The sequence below is a fragment of the Kitasatospora gansuensis genome (assembly GCF_014203705.1).
GTDB lineage: Bacteria > Actinomycetota > Actinomycetes > Streptomycetales > Streptomycetaceae > Kitasatospora > Kitasatospora gansuensis.
The window spans coordinates 7,177,530-7,195,823 of record NZ_JACHJR010000001.1; the positions used below are offsets into that span (position 1 = coordinate 7,177,530).

The window sequence follows — 18,294 nt, forward strand, 5'->3', positions numbered from 1 at the left end:
GGGCATGTGGGGTCGGGGGACCGTTCTGGGTGGGCGCTACACGCTGACCGAGCGGATCGGTGGCGGCGGGATGGGCGATGTCTGGCGCGCCGACGACGGGGTGCTGGAGCGTCAGGTCGCCGTGAAGGTGCTGCATCCGGCGCTGCTGGAGGACGAGCAGTTCGTCGAGCGGTTCCGGCGGGAGGCCCGGCTGCTCGCGGCGATCAAGCACCCCGGGGTCGTCGACGTGTACGACTACGGCGAGGGCGATCCGGGTTCCGACGGCCAACACGCCTACATCGTCATGGAGTTGATCGATGGCCGGCCGCTGCACGAGATCCTGGCGGAGGACGGCGCGATGCCGCCCTCGCGGGCGCTCACGCTGGTGGCCCGGACGCTGGACGCGCTGCAGGCCGCGCACCAGCAGGGCATCGTGCACCGAGACCTCAAGCCCTCCAACCTGATGCTGCGGAGCGGCGACCGGGTGACGGTGACCGACTTCGGCATCGCGCGCTCGACCGCGAGCACGAAGATCACCGCTTCGCATTCGGTGCTGGGGACGGCGCTGTACATGGCCCCCGAGCAGGCCGAGCGCGGCCCGACCACGCCGCTGTCCGACCTGTACTCGGTCGGGGTGGTCTGCTACGAACTGCTCACCGGCCAAGTGCCGTTCGGCGGTGAGACGGTGTTCGAGATCGTGTTCAAGCACATCCAGGAGCCGGCGCCCCCGCTGCCCGGGCTCTTCCCGCAGGTGGTCCGCGACTTCGTCGGCACCGCTCTGGCCAAGCGGCCCGAGGACCGGTACCCGGACGCCGCCGCGATGGCCGCCGCCGCGCGGGTCGCGCTCAAGGGCGGGCCGGCGACCCTGCCCGCCACCGCCCCGGAGGTCGTGCCGGTGGCGAAGCCGGTCGTGCCGCCCGGCACGGAGGTGCCGGAGGTCATCGAGCGTGAACCGCGCCGGAGTTGGCGCCGGATCCTGGTGCCGGTCATCGTCCCCATCATCATCACGACGGGGGCCGGTACGGCGCTGCTGATCGACCGGAGCCCTGGGCGGTCGGATGTCACGGCCGGTGGTCCCGGGTCCTCCGTCCTGCAGTCCGGGACGCCGAACTCCGCTGCTTCGCTGCCGAGTTCACCTGGCACCACCCCCTCGGGTCCGCAGACTCCGGCGGCCGGCGCCAGTACGCCGGCGGTGCCCGATCCGAACACCGGGAGCCAGCCGGGTGGCACGGCCCCCACCTCCGGCGGACAGGTCGTCGTGGGCGGGGGCGCCACCACCGTCACCGCGCCGACGCCCAACCCTCCGGCGCCGAGCCGTACCTCGGCGCCGCCCGTGCCCGCCAGCTCGGCGCCGGTGGACACCGTCCCGGCAGGCTGTGGCGGGCCCGGCTGGGGCCAGATCGGCTCCGTGGGCAGCGGCCGCAAGCTCGGTCTGCCGAGCAGTGACGCGACGGAGGGCAGTGCGGTGGTGTCGGGCGGGTACGCCGGCCTCGGGTGGTTTCGGGTTACGGGGCAGAGCACGAGCGAGTTCCACCCCTGCAACGCGTCGAACCCGGGGATGGCGCTGGCGTGGAGTCAGAGTGCGGCTCAACTATCCAATGCCGTCAACGCGATTCGGGACTGGAGCGTGGAGTCGGCCGGTACCGCCGGCGCCGTCTACCTCCACAACTTCCTGGGCCAGGGCTGCCTGACCGACAACGGCGCGGGCCGTCAGGTCACGCTGGAGGAGTGCGCTCCTGGCAACAAGTTGCAGCAGTGGCGCATCCCCTGAGTCCGGCCGACGGCGCGTCAAGGCTTCCGGTACGTACGGAGCTTGCACCAGGGCGGTAACGACCTGGCCCGGGGTCTGGACCTCTCGGGGGGCTCTGGCAGACTGTGCCCGGCTGACGGCCCGTTGGGGCCGGGCATGACAAGGGAGTCGCGGTATGTGGGGTCGGGGGACCGTTCTCGGTGGTCGTTACACGCTGACCGAACGGGTCGGTGGTGGCGGGATGGGCGACGTCTGGCGCGCCGACGACCAGGTGCTGGAGCGTCAGGTCGCCGTCAAGGTGCTGCACGCCGCGCTGATGGAGGACGAGCAGTTCGCCGAGCGGTTCCGCCGGGAGGCCCGACTGCTGGCCGCGCTCAGCCACCCCGGCATCGTCGACGTGCACGACTACGGCGAGAGCGCGGACGGCCCCGACGGCCAGGTGGCGTACATCGTCATGGAGTTGATCGACGGCCGTCCGCTGCACGTGGTGCTGGAGCAGGACGGTCCGCTCTCCGCCGAGCGTGCGCTCGGGCTGCTCGCCGAGGCGCTCGATGCTCTGCACGCCGCGCACCTGCAGGACATCGTGCACCGGGACATCAAGCCGTCCAACCTGATGATCCGGGCGGACGACCGGGTGGCGGTGACCGACTTCGGCATCGCCAGAGCCGCTGCCAGTACCAAGATCACGGCTTCGCACGCGGTGCTCGGGACGGCGCTGTACATGGCTCCGGAGCAGGCCGAGGGTGGCGCCATCAACGCGCTGTCCGACCTGTACTCGATCGGCGTGGTCTGCTACGAACTGCTCACCGGCCAGGTGCCGTTCGGCGGTGAGTCGATGTTCGAGATCGTGCTCAAGCACGTCCGGGAGCCCGCGCCGGGGCTGCCGCCGTCGTTCTCCCCGGCGGTCCGTCAGTTCGTCGCCACCGCGCTCGCCAAGCAGCCCGAGCACCGCTACCCGGACGCGGCGACGATGGCGGCTGCCGCCCGGGCCGCGATCGCCGGGACGAGGGGACCGGCGACCGTGCCCGCCACCGCCGCCGGTCTGCCGCCGGCGCTGCTGGCCACCCCCGTCACGGTGCTGGCCTCGGTCAAGGATCAACCCCGTACCCAGGGGGAGAGCAAGCAGAAACGTTCCCGCATCCTGATACCGCTGATCGTCCCGATCGTCATCACGGCCGGGGCCGGTGGTGCCCTGCTGATCGACCGGAGCCCGCTGGGCAGCCAGGCGAAGGGGGCCACCTCGAGCCAGTCCGCGCCGGTCACCGGCGGTACGAACTCCGCTGGGGCCACCCCCGGTTCGGCTGCCGCCTCCTCGCCGGGAGCGGAGACCCCGCCGGCCGCGGCCGGCACCCCGGCGGCCGACCCGAACGCCGGGCAGGGCGCCGCGAACCAGCCGGGCGGCGGCACCGTCCCCAACAGCGGCGGCGGCAACGCGGGCGGGGCGGGTACCGGTTCGGGCACCGGTACCGGCAGCAACGCCGGTGGTGCGGCGGCCGGCGGCGCGGCAGCGGGCGGCGGCACGCCCGGCGGCGGCGGGGGTGGCGCCACCCCGGCGCCGACCCGGACCACCCCGGCGCCCGCGCCCGCGACCACGCCGGCCGCGCCCGCCGTCCCGGCGGGGTGCGGCGGTGCGGGCTGGGGCTACATCACCGGCGTGGGCAGCGGAATGAAGCTCGGGTTGGCCGGCGATCCGGTCGGGGGTACGGCCGCCGTGATGGGCGGGCGGACCGAGTTCGGCTGGATACGGTCGGACCCCGACCCGGGCGGCTGGTACACCTGGCACCCCTGCAACATGAGCAAGCCGAACCTGATTCAGAACATGGACACCAAGGTGGCCGAACTGAATCCGGGGTTCAGTGTCCTGATCAGCTGGACCGTGGTCGACACCGGCTCGGGCAGCGTCTACCTGAAGGACTACAGCAGCACCAACTGTCTGACCGACAACGGCGCGGGCAAGAAGGTCACCATGACCACCTGCACGCGCGACAACAAGGCCCAGCAGTGGCGGATCCCCGGGTAGCGGGTGAACATCGGGCGATTTCGCTGCACCCGCCCCGGTCCGTACGGCATAACGGTGGAGACCACCGCAGCCGGAAGGACCTCACCGATGCCCCTGAAGAACTACGGCGTGCTCGCCGCCACCGCCGTGGACCGGCGCCGGGAAGGCGCCACCGACACCCCGCACTACCAGATCCACCTGCGTGACGCGCACGGCACCGACTACCGCGCCGCGGTCAACGTGCTGTCGCAGCAGGCGCCTTCGGAGCTGCTGTACGTGGTGGTGGACGACTTCCGGCACCCGCTGACCGGCCTGCTCCCGGCGGCCGGCAGCGGGTGGACCGCGTTGTCCTCCAAGCCCGGCACGGGCGCCCTCGACTTCGTCCGGGGCAACCTGTTCGACCCCGCCGCGCTGCGGACCCTGCCGCCGGACCTGCCGGGGGTCGACAACGACCTGGCCGACCTGCTGGACCACTTCGTCCAGCGGGCGATCGCCGACCCGGCGGCGGCGGTCTACCTGTTCGGCCAGCGCTTCGGGCCCGAGGCGAACATCCCCGACAAGGTGTTCGGCTTCCGGCCCGGCAACGGCGTCCACGACATCCACCTGAACCAGGGCAACAGCGGCCGGTTCCGCAACGACGACGGGGTCTACCAGGACGGCGGGCTGCTGATCCACCTGCCCGCCGAGAACCGCTGGGTGGCGGTCTTCCTGGCCTTCCAGTCGCAGAGCTGGCACACCGACGACGCCACCGGCCACGCCCTGCCGAGCACGCCCGGCCGCCCGACCGATCCGCACGACGTCGCGGTCCGGATCGTCGCGGCCATGGTCAACCCGGCCGGCCCCGAGCCCGAGCGGGAGAGCGTCACCCTGCTCAACGCCTCCGCCACCCCGGTCGACCTGACCGGCTGGCACCTCGCCGACCAGGCCAAGCACCGGCTGCCGATCCCGGCCGCCCGGCTGGCCCCCGGCGCCCTGCTCACCGTGAACGGCGCCCGGGGCTTCGAACTCGGCAACCACGGCGGCGTGATCACCCTGCTCGACCCGGCCGGGCTGAAGGTGCACGGCGTCTCGTACACCGCCCGCCAGGCCGCCGCCGAAGGCCGGACGATCAGCTTCTGAGACCGGCGGCTCACCCGGTCGGCCGTACGCCACGCCGACCGGGTGGGACGACCCTCCTAGGCTGGCGAGATGACCGACCGTCAGCCGTCGAACCGTCAGTCTCCGAGTCATCAGCCGCAGAGCCGTCAGGCGCCGGGGCCGAAGCGTCTGCGTCACCGGCCGCTCTCGCCGCTGCGCGAGCACCTGCGGGACTCGTTCTGGTTCGCCCCGCTGCTCACCTGCCTGGCGGCGGTGCTGGTGGCCGGGGCCACCACCTGGCTGGACGAGCAGCTGGTGGAGGGAGCGATCGCCGACACCGGCAGCGCGGCCGACCTGATGGCGTTCACCAGCGGCGCGAAGGCCGTGGTCTCCACGGTCAGCTCGGCGATGCTGACCTTCATCGGCGTGGTCTTCTCGATCTCGCTGGTGGCCCTGCAGATGGCGGCCAGTCAGATGAGCCCCCGGGTCTTGCGCCTGTACGTGCGGAGCCGGATCACCAAGGCCACCTTCTCGGTCTGCCTGGCCACCTTCCTGTTCACCCTGCTGGTGCAGCTCGGCTACGACGACACCACCGACCCGACCAAGATCACCTCCGTCCCGGTGGTCTCCACCGTGGTGGCGGTGCTGCTGGTAATGCTCAGCCTCACGCTGTTCGTGCTGTACGTGCAGTCCACCCAGCGGCTGCTGCGGGTGCCGCACGTGATCGACCGGGTGACCCGGGAGTCGGTGGGCGTGCTCACCACGTACCGCTGGATGGCGCCCGAGGCCGGCCCCCGCCTCGACCCGCCGCCGGACAGCGTGACGCTGCTGCACGCCGGGAACTCGGGCGTGCTGCGGGACGTCAACCTGGCCCGGCTGGTCCGGGCCGCCCGGCGGCACGACGCGGTGTTCCACCTGGTGCCCCGGATCGGCGACTTCATCGCCCCGGGCACCCCGACCGTGGTGGTGGTCGGCGGCACCCCGCCCCGGCCGCACCGGATCACCTCGGCGCTGAACATCGGGGTGGACCGCACCATGCACCAGGACCTGAGCTTCGGGTTCCGGCAGCTGGTGGACATCGCGATCCGCGCCCTCTCCCCGGCGGTGAACGACCCGACCACGGCGGTGCAGGCGATCGACCGGATCCACCAGCTGCTCGCGATGCTGGCCGGCTACCCGTTCGGCGAGCTCCGCTACCGGGACCGGACGGGCACGATCCGGCTGGTCCAGCCGATCCCGGACTGGCAGTGCACCATCGACCTCGCCTTCACCGAGATCCGGATCTGCGGCGGCGGCCAGCCCCAGGTCTCCCGCCGCCTGGCGGCCGCCCTGGACGACCTGCTCCGGATCACCCCCGAGGACCGCCGCCCGCCCCTGCTGGCCCAACGGACCCTGCTGGAACGGGCGGTGGCCGAACACGTACCGGACCCGGAGAACCGCGCCTTCGCCCTGGCCCCGGACCGCCAGGGCATCGGCTGACGCCCGGCGCGGCGGCTGACGGAGAGTCAGGCTGCGGGAAGCTCGGTGACGGTGAAGGCCGGCACGGGGCGCTTGAGGGAAGCTGACAGGTCGTGAGTCAGCCGGTGCCCCTGACACCGTCAGAGCGCGCGCAGCAGCCAGGCCAGCCCGAGTTCACGGGCCGTCAGGCCGGCCGCCTCGCGGAGCTGGTCGGCTTCGGTCCCGGGCGGCAGTTCGCCGGCGAGGGTGAGGGCCGCCGTGGCCGTCTGGGGACGGGCGCCGAGGGTGGCCCGCAGGTGGTAGGACCTGCGCAGGTGGGCGATGCCCTGCTCGCGGTCCCGCGCCAGGAGGTGGCTGCCGATGTGGCGTACGGCGTAGGACTCCAGCAGTGCGTCGCCCCGCTCCCGGGCGTGCTCCAACGCCTCCCGGTAGGCCGGTCCGGCCGTACGAGGGTCCTCGTCGATGTTCTCGGCGAGCACGCCGAGCCAGAAGACGGCCCAGCCCGCAAGGCGTGCGTCGGCCCGGGCCGCGGCGAAGCCCTGGCGGGCCCGCCGGAGGTCGTCGGGGCGCGGGCTCAGGCCGAACAGCAGCCGGGTGTAGCTGATTTGGGCAGCGAGGTACCCCGCGAGGACCGGCTCGGACGGGAGCAGCGCGCCGACGGCCTGCTCGGCCGCCGTGGAGCCGTTCAGCCGCCACCAGAAGCTGTCCACCAGGATCTCGGCCCGCTCCGCCACGGCGTCCGCCGGCAGGGCGGCGAGTGCTTCGTCCCAGCGGCCCGTGTGGTGGAGCATTCGCGCGACGGCCGTTCCGCCGTCCATCATGTAGGTGGCATCTGTAGTCATGATGCCTACTCTTCAGATCAACAGGTAGGTGGTCAAGTGCGTTACGTCGACTACATCGGGAACCTCACCCGAGTCGCGGTCGAGATCACCAACGGCGACGGCCCGAGCGAGCTGCGCCGGGAGATGTTCCGGCAGCACCGGATCGCCGAGCCGGACGCCGAGCGGCTCGCCGCGTTCCTGCCCGGACTGCGTGCCGCGGTGGCGGCCGCCTCGCAGGCCGGGCCGATCGGTCCCGTCAACGCCCTGCTGGAGCAGCACCCCCCGCTGATCCGGGTCTCCGACCACGACGGCGAGGGGGCACCCCACCTGCACTTCGCGCCGAACGGCGAGGACGCCGTGAGCTGGCTCGGGCGCAGCTGCGCCGCGGCGCTCGCGCATGTCGTGTGCGGCGACCCGGCGGTCACCATCGGCCGCTGCCGCGCCGTCGACTGCGAACGTTTCTACGTCGACGACTCCCGCAACCGCACCCGGCGGTTCTGTTCCAACGCCTGCGCCAGCCGGACCACCGTCGCCGCCTACCGCGCCCGCCGCAAGGAAGCGGGCTGACGCCCACTCCGGTCCGTCCGACGGAGTGGGCGTCGGACGCGGCGTCAGGCGAGCACGACGACCTTGTGCATGCCGAGGAAGGCGTGCGGCAGACCGCTCTCGTGGTCCGGTACGAAGCAGATCAGCGCGTACGTGCCGGGCGGCAGGTGCTCGGCGTGGTAGAGCGCGGTGCGGCCGGGGGAGATCCCCCCGAGGCCGACGGAGAGGGGTGCGGGGCCGCCCTGCGGCGGCGGGTTGCCGGCCAGGATGGCATCGTAGATCGCCTGGAGCTGGGCGTCGGTGGTGCCGTCGGGGACCTGCTGGAGCGTCATCTCGTGGATCTCGTCCGAGGCGTTGTGGACCAGGAACCGGCCGTCCGCCAGTGTGACGTTCTCGGTCCGGAAGCGCGGGCCGCCGGCGGTCTCCTCGGTGATCACGATGCCGTCCGGGAACTCGGCCAGGTCCGCCGACGGACCGGCGCAGAGTTCCAGGGACCGGAGCACCGGGGCGCTCTGGTCCTGGAGGAAGGCCGTGAAGTCCAAAAGGTAGACGGTGCCGGGGCTGATCTCGGTGGTGGCGCTGCCCGCGACCGCCGGGACGACGGTGACGCCGCCGAGCGCCTCGGCCTCGTGCTCGACGGCGGAGATCCCGTTCGCGGTGTCGGCCGGGTCGGTGGAGGCGACCGCCTTGGTGAAGTCGGCGAGGACCTGGTCCAGGGTGATCCCGGCCTTCGGGCGGAACACCTGGAGCGCGCGGCCCGCCGGGTCGTCGGTGGTGACGTGGAAGGTGACCAGTCCGCCGGGGGCGCTGGCGGGGGCCTGGATGCCCGAGGCGCCAATCCGCACCTCGATCGGGACGGGGGCGGAGCCGGTCCGGCCGGTGGCGTCGGCCGTGCCGATCCCGGTGAGACCGGAGGTGAGGGCCAGGGCGGCGACGGCTGCGGCTCTGGCACCGCGGAACAGCAGTGCGGTGTACATGGATCTCCTGTTCGCAAGGGACGTCCCCCGGATCCAGACCAGCACCGAACGCTCCGACGGACCGTCAGGCACGCGGACGGACTGGCCCGTTGGGGCCAGTCCGGACCACCGAACGAGGTAGGCCGTCAGGGTGCGCCGTCCTCCTGCGGGCGGGCCCGCTCGGGCAGCAGGAAGGCGAGCGCGGCGGCGATCAGCAGGCCGACGGCGGTCAGGCCCAGGGTCCGGCCCGCTGCCGGACGGAAGCCGTCGGAGGCGGCCCAGCCGAAGAAGGCGGTGCCGAGCACGGCGACCCCGACCGAGCCGCCGAGCTGCTGGACCGCGTTCAGCACACCGGAGGCGGTGCCGACCTCGTGCTCCTCGACGCCGGCCAGCGCGATGTCGAAGAACGGCGCCATGATCAGGCCGAGCCCGAGGCCCGCGACGACCAGCGCCGGGATCAGCTGCCAGGAGGTCAGCCCGTCGGCGCCGTACGAGAGGGTGGCCCACAGGATGAGCGTGCCGAGCACGGCGACCGTCAGACCGAGGTGCAGCACCCGGCGGCCGTACTTGGGGCCGAGCACCGCACCGGACAGGATCGCGCCGGCCACCAGGCCGAGCGAGAGCGGGATCATCGTCAGACCGGCGTGCAACGGGGTCCAGCCGAGGCCGAGTTGGAGATAGAGGGTGAAGACCAGCATCAGCCCCGCGAACGCGCCGAAGAACACCACACCGGCGGCCAGCGCCCCGGTGAAGGCACGCCGGCCGAACAGTGAGGGCTCGACCAGCGGGGAGCCGCCGCGGCGCTTCAGCCGCCGCTGGTAGCGGGCGAAGACCAGCAGGACGGGCAGCGCGGCGGCCATGCTCAGGTACGTCCAGAGCGGCCAGCCCAGCTCGCGGCCCTGGACCAGCGGGAAGACCAGCAGCAGCGCGGCCAGGCCGACCAGCAGCACGCCGGGCAGGTCGAGGCGGACGGCGCCGTCGGCGCGGGTGAGGTGGTTGGCGGGCAACAGCCGGGTGGCCGCGGCGACGGCCAGCAGGCCGAGCGGGAGGTTGACCAGGAAGACCATCCGCCAGCCGGTGCCGAGCCAGTCGGCGTCCACCAGGAAGCCGCCCAGGGTGGGGCCGAGCACCGAGGAGAGCCCGAGCACCGGACCGAACAGCCCGAACGCCGCGCCGATCTCCCGGGGCGGGAACATCAGCCGGATCAGGCCGAGGCCCTGCGGGATGAGCAGCGCGGCGAAACCGCCCTGGACGGCGCGGGCCCCGATCAGCAGACCCGGGTCGGTCGCGGCGGCGCAGGCCGCCGAGGCGAGGGTGAACCCGGCGGCGCCGAGCAGGAAGAGCCGCTTGCGGCCGAAGATGTCGCCGAGCCGGGCGCCGGTGACCATCAGCATGGCGAAGGCCAGCGTGTAGGCGGCGGCGATCCACTGGATCTGCGACTCGCTGCCGCCCAGGTCGCGCAGGATCGCCGGGGAGGCGACGCCGGTGATGGTGGCGTCCAGCAGGTCCATCACCTCGACCAGCAGGACCACGCCGAGGGCGGCCCAGCGGTGGCGGTAGAGCGGTGGTTCGGTGGGTGCGTCGAGCACGGCGGTCATGGCGACTCCTTGACGGAACGGCGTTCGTCGAGGCGAACAGTGTTTGTCTTGACGAACACCGTTCTACGACTGGAACGGCGTTCGTGTCAAGGTAGGATTCGGGAGTCGCCTACTCCGGAGGTTCCGCATGACCAGCTGGCCCGACACCTGGCCCGGCCGGGAGAAGCCCGCGCCCAAGCGGCAGCCGCTCAGCCGGGAGCGGATCGTGGCGACCGCGCTGACGATCATCGAGACCGAGGGCCTGGACGCGCTCTCGATGCGCCGGGTCGCCCAGGAGCTCGGGACGGGCGCGGCCAGCCTGTACGCGCACATCGGCAACAAGGACGAGCTGCTGGAACAGGTGCTGGACCTGGTCTACTCGGAGATCACCACCGAGACACCGGATCCGGCCCGCTGGCAGGAGCAGGTGAAGGACCACCTGCGACGCGCCCGCAAGGTGCTGACCAGCCACGGCGACCTGGCCCGGGCCGTGATGGCGGCCAACGTGCCGGTCACCCCGCACGCATTGGACAACGCCGAGGCGGTGCTCGGTCTGTTGAAGGCCGGCGGTCTGGACGACCGGACCGCCTCCTACGGCGTGGACGTGCTGTCGCTGCTGGTCACGGCCACCGCGTTCGAGGAGAGCAGCCGGTGGCGGGTGTCGGCGGAGGACGCCTCGGCGTACGGCGAGCGGATCAGGACCTTCTTCGCGTCGGTGCCCGCCGACCGCTACCCGCTGGTGGTCGCGCTGGCGGGGGAGCTGACCCGGGACGTCGGCGACGAACGGTTCGAGTTCGGCCTGGACATCCTGGTGGCAGGGCTGGCCCGGCGGGCCTGACGGAGCGTCGGGGAAAACGAAGAGCCCCCGCCGGGGCGGGGGCTCTTCGCGGGAGGGGTCAGCCGGCGTCGGCCGCCCGGGCGCCGCGCTTGTCCAGCGAGGCCAGGTAGGCGTTGTAAGCGACCAGCTCGGCGTCGCCGTCCCGGTCGGCGGCCCGGTCCCGGCGGCGGGCCTGGCGCTCCTCCGACTTGGCCCACTGCAGGGTGAGCGCGATCAGCACGATCGCGGTCGGGATCTCGCCGAACGCCCAGGTGATGCCGCCCGCGAGCTTCTGATCGTTGATCAGGTCGGTGCCCGGTGGCGCCATCGGGGTGTCGAAGGTGGTCACCAGCGAGCTGGTCGCCATCATCACCGCCACGCCGAAGAAGGCGTGGAACGGCATCCCCATGAACAGCTCGATGATCCGCAGCACGAAGCCGGGCCGGTGCGGGCCCGGGTCCACACCCATGATCGGCCAGAAGAACAGCAGGCCGACCGCGAGGAAGTGCACCATCATCCCGATGTGCCCGACCCGGTAGCCCATCAGGAAGTCGAACAGCGGGGTGAAGTAGAGCGCGTACAGGCTCGCGACGAACAGCGGGATGGTGAAGGCCGGGTGCGAGATCACCCGGACGTACCGGCTGTGCAGCAGTGCCACCAGCAGCTCGCGCGGGCCCTTGCCGCTGCCCTTGCGGGCCGGGCGCAGCGCGCGCAGGGCGAGCGTGATCGGCGCGCCGAGCAGCAGCAGGATGGGGGAGAGCATGGAGAGCACCATGTGCTGGATCATGTGCGCGCTGAACAGCACCATGCCGTAGTCGTTCAGCCCGGTGCAGGTCACCAGCAGGACGGTGCCGAGACCCGCGGCCCAGGCGATGCTGCGGCCGACCGGCCAGCGGTCGCCGCGCCGGACCAGCCGGACCACGCCCGCGCCGTACAGCCCGAGCGCGACCAGGCAGCCGATCAGGAACGGCCAGTCGGGCGACCAGGCCAGGGCGGAGTCGGCGGTGAACGGGCCGAGCGGCACCATTCCGCCGTGGTGGTGCATCCCGGTCATGCCGTCGCCCATCGGCGGGTCCTGCTTTCCCTCGTCACTTCCGGTCGGACCGGGCCGCACTGCGGGTCCGGTTCGTCCGTTTTGCTTCGGGGGTCAGCCTAGGCGGCGCTTATCCCGCGGCCGCACCCGCCCCCGGCGTGTTCGCCGCGGCGTCCAGCGAGCCGGTGACCCGGGCCAGCAGGGCGTGCAGGGTGGCGGCCTCGGCGGCGGAGAGGTCGGTGGCCTCGATGATGCCGCGCGGCACGCAGACCGCCTGGTCGCGCAGGGCCGTCCCGGCGTCGGTGAGGCGGATGGTGACGGACCGTTCGTCCTCGGCGCTGCGGGTGCGCCGCACGTAGCCGGTCGCCTCCAGGCGCTTGAGCAGCGGGGACAGGGTGCCGGAGTCCAGCCGCAGGTACTCGCCGATCTGCTTCACGGGCAGGTCGCCGTGCTCCCAGAGCACCAGCATCGCCAGGTACTGCGGGTAGGTCAGCCCGAGGTCCTTGAGCAGCGTCCGGTACACGCCGTTGAAGGCCCGCGAGGCGGCCTGCACGGTGAAGCAGATCTGGCGGTCCAGGCGCAGCAGTTCGGTCTCGGGCACCTCGGTCGGCTCGGTCATGGCTCCAGAATAGCTGTGGGCAGCTCAGTTGTGCACAACTGAATTGCGTGCAATGCTTCTCGGCAGAGGGCGAGCCGGACACGGGTCGCCGAGCCACGAAAGGGACGGGTCACCATGGACGCGCTGTACACCGCTGTCGCCACCGCCAACGGCCGCGAGGGCCGCACCGTCAGCTCCGACGGTCAGCTGGACCTCGCGCTGGCGATGCCGCCCGCGCTCGGCGGCAACGGTCAGGGCACCAACCCCGAGCAGCTCTTCGCCGCCGGGTACGCTGCCTGCTTCGCCAGCGCGCTCGGCCTGGTCGGCCGCCAGGCCCGGGTGGACACCAGCGAGATCTCGGTCACCGCCGAGGTCTCGATCGGTAAGGACGGCGCCGGCTTCGGCCTCGGCGTGGTGCTCCGGGTCGAGCTGCCCGACGCCCTCTCCGGCGAGAGCGGCCTGTTGCTGGTCAAGCAGGCCCACGAGGTCTGCCCCTACTCCCGCGCCACCCGCGGCAACATCGAGGTCGAGCTCGTCGTCGAGTAGTCGCCCGGTACGTCGGGAGCCCCGGGCCGCACCGCGGTCCGGGGCTCCAAGCGCTGTCACCTGCCTTCGATGTCGTCCCGGCCCAGGTGCTCGCCGGGGGTCGCCAGCTCCTCCACCACGCCCACGCCGACCACCGCGCCGGTGGACCTCCGGCCGCGCCGCAGCCGGCCCTCCAGCCAGCTCGCGAAGGAGGTGAGCGCGAAGTTCACCACCACGAAGATCACTGCGACGACGGTGAAGCTGGCGATGGTGTTCGCCCCGTAGTTCGCGCTCATCGGGCGGACCGACGCCAGCAGCTCGGAGAAGCCCAGCAGCGCGCCGCCCAGCGCGGTGTCCTTCACGATCACCACCAGCTGGCTGACGATCGCGGGCAGCATCGCGGTGACCGACTGCGGCAGCAGGACGTGCCGCATGACCTGGTTCTTCCGCATGCCGATCGCCTTGGCCGCGTCGGTCTGGCCCTGCGGGAGCGACAGGATGCCGGCCCGGACGATCTCGGCGAGCACCGAGGCGTTGTACAGGACCAGGCCGGTGACCACCGCGTACAGCGGCCGGCTGTCGGGGCTGACGTCGGTGAACTCGGCGTAGGCCGCGTTCGCGAAGAGCATCAGGATCAGCACCGGGATGGCCCGGAAGAACTCCACCACGGTGCCCGCCGCCCCCCGCGTCCAGCGGTGCTCGGAGAGCCGGGCGATGCCGAACAGCGCGCCGAGCGGCAGCGCGATCACCATCGCGAGCGAGGCGGCGACCAGCGTGTTCTCGAGCCCGGGCAGCAGGTACGTCTCCCAAGCGCCGGAGTCGGTGAAGAACGGCCGCCACTTGTCCCACTCGAGCTGGTTCTTGTCGGCGAGGCTCTGCACCACCCACCAGACCAGCACCCCCAGGGCGGCCAGGAACCCCACGGTCAGCAGCACGTTGTGCCGCTTGGCCCGCGGCCCTGGGACGTCGTACAGGGTGGTCGGCTTCATCGCTTCACCGACACCTTCTTGCTCACCCAGCCGAGCAGCAGCCCGGTCGGGAGGGTGAGGCAGATGAAGCCGAACGCGAAGATGGCCGAGATCAGGATCAGCTGGGCCTCGTTCTCGATCATCTCCCGCATCAGCGCCGCGGCCTCGGCAACCCCGATCGCGGCGGCCACCGTGGTGTTCTTGGTCAGCGCGATCAGGACGTTGGTCAGCGGGCCCACCACCGAGCGGAAGGCCTGCGGGAGGACGATCAGCCGCAGCACCTGGAAGAAGGTCAGGCCGATCGCCCGAGCCGCCTCGATCTGTCCGGCGGGCACCGTGTTGATGCCGGACCGCAGCGCCTCGCAGACGAACGCCGAGGTGTAGGCGGTCAGACCGAGCACCGCGAGCCGGAAGTTCACGGTGGTGAAGTCCTCCGCGCCGAGGCTGACGCCGAGGGTCTGGAACAGGCCCAGCGAGGTGAAGACGATGATCACGGTGAGCGGGATGTTCCGGACCACGTTCACGTAGGCGGTGCCGAAGCCGCGCATCAGGGGCAGTGGGCTGACCCGCATGGCGGCCAGCACCGTCCCCCAGACCAGGGCCCCGGCGGCGGAGTAGAGGGTGAGCTGCACCGTCACCCAGAACGCCCCGAGCAGGTCGTACCCCTCGAGAAAGTCGAACATGCTCCCCTGCCCTTCCGCAGAGGTGCCGGGGCGCGCCACCGGGCGGGCGGCGCGCCGGGGTCACCGGCTTCAGCTGCTGACGACCACGCCGATCTTCGGTGCGGGCTCGTTGTGGTAGTTGGCCGGGCCGAAGTTCTTCTTCACGGCCGCGTCCCAGGAGCCGTCGCTGACCATCTTCTCCAGCGCGGTGTTGATCTGGGCCTTGAGGGCGCTGCCCTTCTGGACGCCGATGCCGTAGTTCTCGTTGCTCATCTTGAAGCCGCCGAGCTTGAACTTGCCCTTGAACTGCGACTGCGCGGCGTAACCGGCGAGGATCGAGTCGTCGGTGGTCAGGGCGTCGACGACCTTGTTCTCCAGGCCGGTCAGGCACTCCGAGTAGCCGCCGTACTGCTGGAGCTGGGCATTGGGCGCGATCTTCGTCTTGACGTTCTGCGCCGAGGTGGAGCCGGTCACCGAGCAGAGCTTCTTGTCGTTCAGGTCCGCGGGCTGCTTGATGGTGTCGTCGTCCGCCCGGAGCAGCACGTCCTGGTGCGCCAGCAGGTACGGACCGGCGAAGTCGACCTTCTCCGACCGGGTGGGGGTGATCGAGTACGAGGCGGCGATGAAGTCGACGTCGCCGCGCTGGAGCAGCGTCTCGCGGTCGGCGCTCTTGGCTTCCTTCCACTGGATGTCCCCGGCCTTGTGGCCGAGCTGTTTGGCGACGTACGTGGCGACGTCGACGTCGAAGCCGGTGTACTTGCCGTCCGGGGTCTTCAGACCGATGCCCGGCTGGTCGAACTTGATGCCGACGGTGATCTTCTTACCGCCGCTGCCCGTGTCGTCCTTGTTGTCGTCGCCGCAGCCGGCGGCGGTCAGTGAGAGGGCGAGGGCGGCGGCGGCCGCGACGGTGGCCTTGTGAACCTTCATGGTGATCATCCCCAGTACCGATGAGTCCCGGTCAGTTCCCGGTCAGTGGTGAAGGATCTTCGAGAGGAAGTCCTTGGCTCGCTCGCTGCGCGGGTTGGCGAAGAACTGATCGGGCGTCGTCTCCTCCACGATCCGGCCGTCCGCCATGAACACCACGCGATTGGCGGCGGAGCGGGCGAAACCCATCTCGTGGGTGACGACGACCATGGTCATCCCGTCCCGCGCGAGTTGCTGCATCACCTCCAGCACCTCGTTGATCATCTCGGGGTCGAGCGCGGAGGTCGGCTCGTCGAAGAGCATGATCTTCGGGTCCATGGCCAGTGCCCTGGCGATCGCGACCCGCTGCTGTTGACCGCCGGAGAGCTGTGCCGGGTACTTGTCGGCCTGGGAGGCCACGCCCACCCGGTCGAGCAGTTGGCGGGCCCGCTCCTCGGCGGCCTTCTTGTCCTTCTTGCGGACCTGGATCTGGCCGAGCGTCACGTTCTGCAGCACGGTCTTGTGCGCGAAGAGGTTGAAGGACTGGAAGACCATGCCCACGTCGGCCCGGAGCGCGGCCAGCTCGCGGCCCTCGGCGGGCAGCGGCCGGCCGTCGATGACGATCTCGCCGGAGTCGATGGTCTCCAGCCGGTTGATCGCCCGGCAGAGCGTGGACTTCCCGCCCCCGGAGGGCCCGATCACGACGACGACCTCGCCCCGGGCGATGGTCAGATCGATGTCCTGGAGGACATGGAGCTCGCCGAAGTGCTTGTTGACGTTGCTCAGCACGACCAGATCGCCCGGGCTCGGAGTAGTAATTTCCTTGGCCACGGTGACTCCACTCATCGGCTTCATGGTCCGTCTTCCGGACGGACGCCGCACGCCAGGAGCGGGTGGGGTCGGCTCGCCGCCGGCCGCGCCGCTGCCGGGAGCTCACGGCGGTGACGCGTGGGCGGTGTTCGTGGGCCTGTCGGCAGGCACCACAGCGCGGTGCGCCCCGCCCGTGGCTCGGGCGGGGCGCACCGGCTCAACGGGCTGTCAGCACTCGGGAACGGTCGGAACGTGGAAGTTCCAGTTGCCGTCCGCGAAGGCCCCGTACACGTAAGCCGTCCCGGACCAGTAGCCGTAGCTGGCCGAGTAGACGGTGTTCACCTTGTACCAGACGTTGCCCCCGTTGTTGATGTTCTCGCCCCGGGTCCAGCACCTCATGTCGACCGCGTCCCCGGACCACGAGTACGACCACAGGTCGCCGGTGGTCTTGGCCGACCACGAGTACGGCTGCGAGTAGACGCCGACCCCGTGGTTGGTCGCGTGGTTGTTGAGGTAGTACCACCCGACGGCGGACGCGTCGCCCGTCGACAGACCGACGCCGCCGGCCGCCATCGCCGCCACGGCCACCGCAGTCGCGCCGCGGCGCCCGATCTTGCCGAGGATGCCCTTGACCATGTCGATTCCCCTGTCCTGTCGAACCGTTGTGCCGTCCCTGTTGACCTCGACGGCGGTGACAGCTGACCGGACCGCCGGTGGTGTTCGCTACGGCCTGACAGGAACTGACAACAGCTGACACCGCCTGACGGATGGCCCGAACACGCCCTCCTGCCCATCGAAGCCGGCGGATCACTGATCGCCGCCGTCACCCCATCGATATGATCCGTACGCGACAATCGAACAGTGCCACCAAGGATCTGACAGCTGACAACGGGGGACGTCATGGCGGAGCCGGAGCACGATCCACAACTCGGGGAGCGAGCACCGGCGCCGACCGCGGCCGAGAGTTTCGCCGCCGACCTGCGCAAGCTCCGCCTGGACGCGGGCCAGCCCTCGTTCCGCACGATGGCGAGGACGGCCGGCTCCATCTCCCACACCACGCTCTAAGAGGCCGCCTCCGGCTCGCGCATACCGTCCTGGCCCACGACCAGGGCATACGTCCGGGCCTGCGGCGGCAACGAGCAGGAGTGGCACGGCAGGTGGAGCGCCGCCGTCGGCGCGGAGCCGGTCGCCGCCCCGGCTCCGGTTCCGCTAGCCGTACCAGCCCCGGTTGCGCACCCCGCCGCGCCCGCCGCCGCACCGCACCGGGAGCGTCGGCGGGTCTGGACCCACGCGATCAGCCTGCTCCTCGGCATCGTGCTCGGTGTCGGCGGCACACTCGGCCTGGTCACCGTCCACGCCCCGGCCGCGCAGACCGACGCCCATGGCTGCCCGGTCGAGGACACCGAACCCCCGGCCTCCGGCCCGCCTGCGGCGGCGGACCACACGGCCGACGCCGCAAACCCGTCCTGGGTCGCCCGGACCGCCTTCGACCAGCAGGCCGTCTCCAGCACCGAGGCTTCCCTGCCGGTGCAGTCCCCGGTCGCCCGGGGAGACGCCCTGGTCGTCTCGATGATGCTCACCAGCACCTGCCCCGGCGCTGTCTCGGTCACCGACTCCCGGGGCGACCGGTTCCAGCTCGTCGGGGACGTCAGCGACTCGCTCCGCCACCGGGTGCTCGTCCTCGCCGCGTTCGGGGCTGCCGCGCTCACCACCGCTCACCAGAACACCACGGACACCGACCACTGCGCCGCCACCGGGCAGACCACCTCACAGTGGGCCGCCGTCCTCGCCGTCCTCCACTGAAGGTCGGCATCG

General features: G+C 71.6%; 19 protein-coding genes. 9 read left to right on the forward strand and 10 right to left on the reverse strand.

What is annotated here, in order from left to right; translation table 11 throughout:
* Positions 1–4 precede the first annotated feature (4 nt).
* The 4 genes from F4556_RS32370 to F4556_RS32385 all read left to right on the forward strand — a co-directional run bounded on the left by F4556_RS32370 (position 5) and on the right by F4556_RS32385 (position 6,284).
* Positions 5–1,750, forward strand: a complete 1,746-nt coding sequence (locus tag F4556_RS32370; protein WP_184922514.1) for a serine/threonine-protein kinase — start codon at positions 5–7, stop codon at positions 1,748–1,750.
* A gap of 154 nt (positions 1,751–1,904) precedes the next feature.
* Positions 1,905–3,749: a protein kinase domain-containing protein gene (locus F4556_RS32375; RefSeq protein WP_184922516.1), complete on the forward strand. Its 1,845-nt coding sequence runs from the start codon at positions 1,905–1,907 to the stop codon at positions 3,747–3,749.
* A gap of 87 nt (positions 3,750–3,836) precedes the next feature.
* On the forward strand, positions 3,837–4,847 hold the full coding sequence (locus tag F4556_RS32380) for a DUF2278 family protein (protein ID WP_184922518.1): 1,011 nt from the start codon (positions 3,837–3,839) through the stop codon (positions 4,845–4,847).
* Positions 4,848–4,916: 69 nt separating this feature from the next.
* The gene (locus tag F4556_RS32385; protein ID WP_184922520.1) at positions 4,917–6,284 is read left to right on the forward strand and encodes a DUF2254 domain-containing protein; all 1,368 of its coding nucleotides are present in this window, start codon (positions 4,917–4,919) and stop codon (positions 6,282–6,284) included.
* 119 nt (positions 6,285–6,403) lie between these two features.
* Here F4556_RS32385 and F4556_RS32390 read toward each other — a convergent pair whose 3' ends face one another.
* Positions 6,404–7,105, reverse strand: coding sequence for a hypothetical protein (locus F4556_RS32390; RefSeq protein WP_184922522.1), 702 nt, complete (start codon positions 7,103–7,105; stop codon positions 6,404–6,406).
* Between the two features lie 36 nt (positions 7,106–7,141).
* Here F4556_RS32390 and F4556_RS32395 point away from each other — a divergent pair, with 36 nt between their 5' ends.
* Positions 7,142–7,651 carry a CGNR zinc finger domain-containing protein gene (locus tag F4556_RS32395; RefSeq protein WP_184922524.1) on the forward strand — a complete coding sequence of 170 codons (510 nt, stop codon included), beginning with the start codon at positions 7,142–7,144 and terminating at the stop codon, positions 7,649–7,651.
* Between the two features lie 44 nt (positions 7,652–7,695).
* Here the strand turns inward: F4556_RS32395 and F4556_RS32400 are convergent, their stop codons facing one another.
* Both F4556_RS32400 and F4556_RS32405 read right to left on the reverse strand, forming a co-directional pair.
* Positions 7,696–8,607 (reverse strand): hypothetical protein, encoded by a 912-nt coding sequence (locus F4556_RS32400; RefSeq protein WP_184922526.1) that lies wholly within the window; start codon positions 8,605–8,607, stop codon positions 7,696–7,698.
* Positions 8,608–8,732: 125 nt separating this feature from the next.
* Positions 8,733–10,184, reverse strand: coding sequence for an MFS transporter (locus F4556_RS32405; protein WP_184922528.1), 1,452 nt, complete (start codon positions 10,182–10,184; stop codon positions 8,733–8,735).
* A 127-nt stretch (positions 10,185–10,311) separates the two neighbouring features.
* On the opposite strand from F4556_RS32405, the gene F4556_RS32410 reads away from it, so the two are divergent.
* On the forward strand, positions 10,312–11,001 hold the full coding sequence (locus tag F4556_RS32410) for a TetR/AcrR family transcriptional regulator (RefSeq protein ID WP_184922529.1): 690 nt from the start codon (positions 10,312–10,314) through the stop codon (positions 10,999–11,001).
* Positions 11,002–11,059: 58 nt separating this feature from the next.
* Here the strand turns inward: F4556_RS32410 and F4556_RS32415 are convergent, their stop codons facing one another.
* Both F4556_RS32415 and F4556_RS32420 read right to left on the reverse strand, forming a co-directional pair.
* Positions 11,060–12,046 (reverse strand): cytochrome c oxidase assembly protein, encoded by a 987-nt coding sequence (locus F4556_RS32415; RefSeq protein WP_376775761.1) that lies wholly within the window; start codon positions 12,044–12,046, stop codon positions 11,060–11,062.
* A gap of 97 nt (positions 12,047–12,143) precedes the next feature.
* Positions 12,144–12,632 carry a MarR family winged helix-turn-helix transcriptional regulator gene (locus tag F4556_RS32420; protein WP_184922531.1) on the reverse strand — a complete coding sequence of 163 codons (489 nt, stop codon included), beginning with the start codon at positions 12,630–12,632 and terminating at the stop codon, positions 12,144–12,146.
* 114 nt (positions 12,633–12,746) lie between these two features.
* Here F4556_RS32420 and F4556_RS32425 point away from each other — a divergent pair, with 114 nt between their 5' ends.
* Positions 12,747–13,157, forward strand: a complete 411-nt coding sequence (locus tag F4556_RS32425; protein WP_184922533.1) for an organic hydroperoxide resistance protein — start codon at positions 12,747–12,749, stop codon at positions 13,155–13,157.
* Positions 13,158–13,213: 56 nt separating this feature from the next.
* On the opposite strand, the gene F4556_RS32430 is transcribed toward F4556_RS32425, so the two are convergent.
* The 5 genes from F4556_RS32430 to F4556_RS32450 form a co-directional block, all read right to left on the reverse strand.
* Positions 13,214–14,125, reverse strand: coding sequence for an amino acid ABC transporter permease (locus tag F4556_RS32430; protein ID WP_184922535.1), 912 nt, complete (start codon positions 14,123–14,125; stop codon positions 13,214–13,216).
* Positions 14,122–14,787, reverse strand: coding sequence for an amino acid ABC transporter permease (locus F4556_RS32435; protein WP_184922537.1), 666 nt, complete (start codon positions 14,785–14,787; stop codon positions 14,122–14,124). The genes F4556_RS32430 and F4556_RS32435 overlap by 4 nt, the downstream gene beginning before the upstream one ends.
* A gap of 69 nt (positions 14,788–14,856) precedes the next feature.
* Positions 14,857–15,693: a glutamate ABC transporter substrate-binding protein gene (locus tag F4556_RS32440; RefSeq protein WP_184922539.1), complete on the reverse strand. Its 837-nt coding sequence runs from the start codon at positions 15,691–15,693 to the stop codon at positions 14,857–14,859.
* 42 nt (positions 15,694–15,735) lie between these two features.
* Positions 15,736–16,515 (reverse strand): amino acid ABC transporter ATP-binding protein, encoded by a 780-nt coding sequence (locus tag F4556_RS32445; protein ID WP_184922541.1) that lies wholly within the window; start codon positions 16,513–16,515, stop codon positions 15,736–15,738.
* A gap of 192 nt (positions 16,516–16,707) precedes the next feature.
* Positions 16,708–17,115 carry a hypothetical protein gene (locus tag F4556_RS32450; RefSeq protein WP_184922543.1) on the reverse strand — a complete coding sequence of 136 codons (408 nt, stop codon included), beginning with the start codon at positions 17,113–17,115 and terminating at the stop codon, positions 16,708–16,710.
* A gap of 264 nt (positions 17,116–17,379) precedes the next feature.
* On the opposite strand from F4556_RS32450, the gene F4556_RS32455 reads away from it, so the two are divergent.
* Positions 17,380–17,544 carry a hypothetical protein gene (locus F4556_RS32455; RefSeq protein WP_184922545.1) on the forward strand — a complete coding sequence of 55 codons (165 nt, stop codon included), beginning with the start codon at positions 17,380–17,382 and terminating at the stop codon, positions 17,542–17,544.
* A 249-nt stretch (positions 17,545–17,793) separates the two neighbouring features.
* Entirely contained in the window at positions 17,794–18,282 is a 489-nt protein-coding gene (locus F4556_RS32460) for a hypothetical protein (RefSeq protein ID WP_184922547.1), read from the forward strand.
* Positions 18,283–18,294 lie beyond the last annotated feature (12 nt).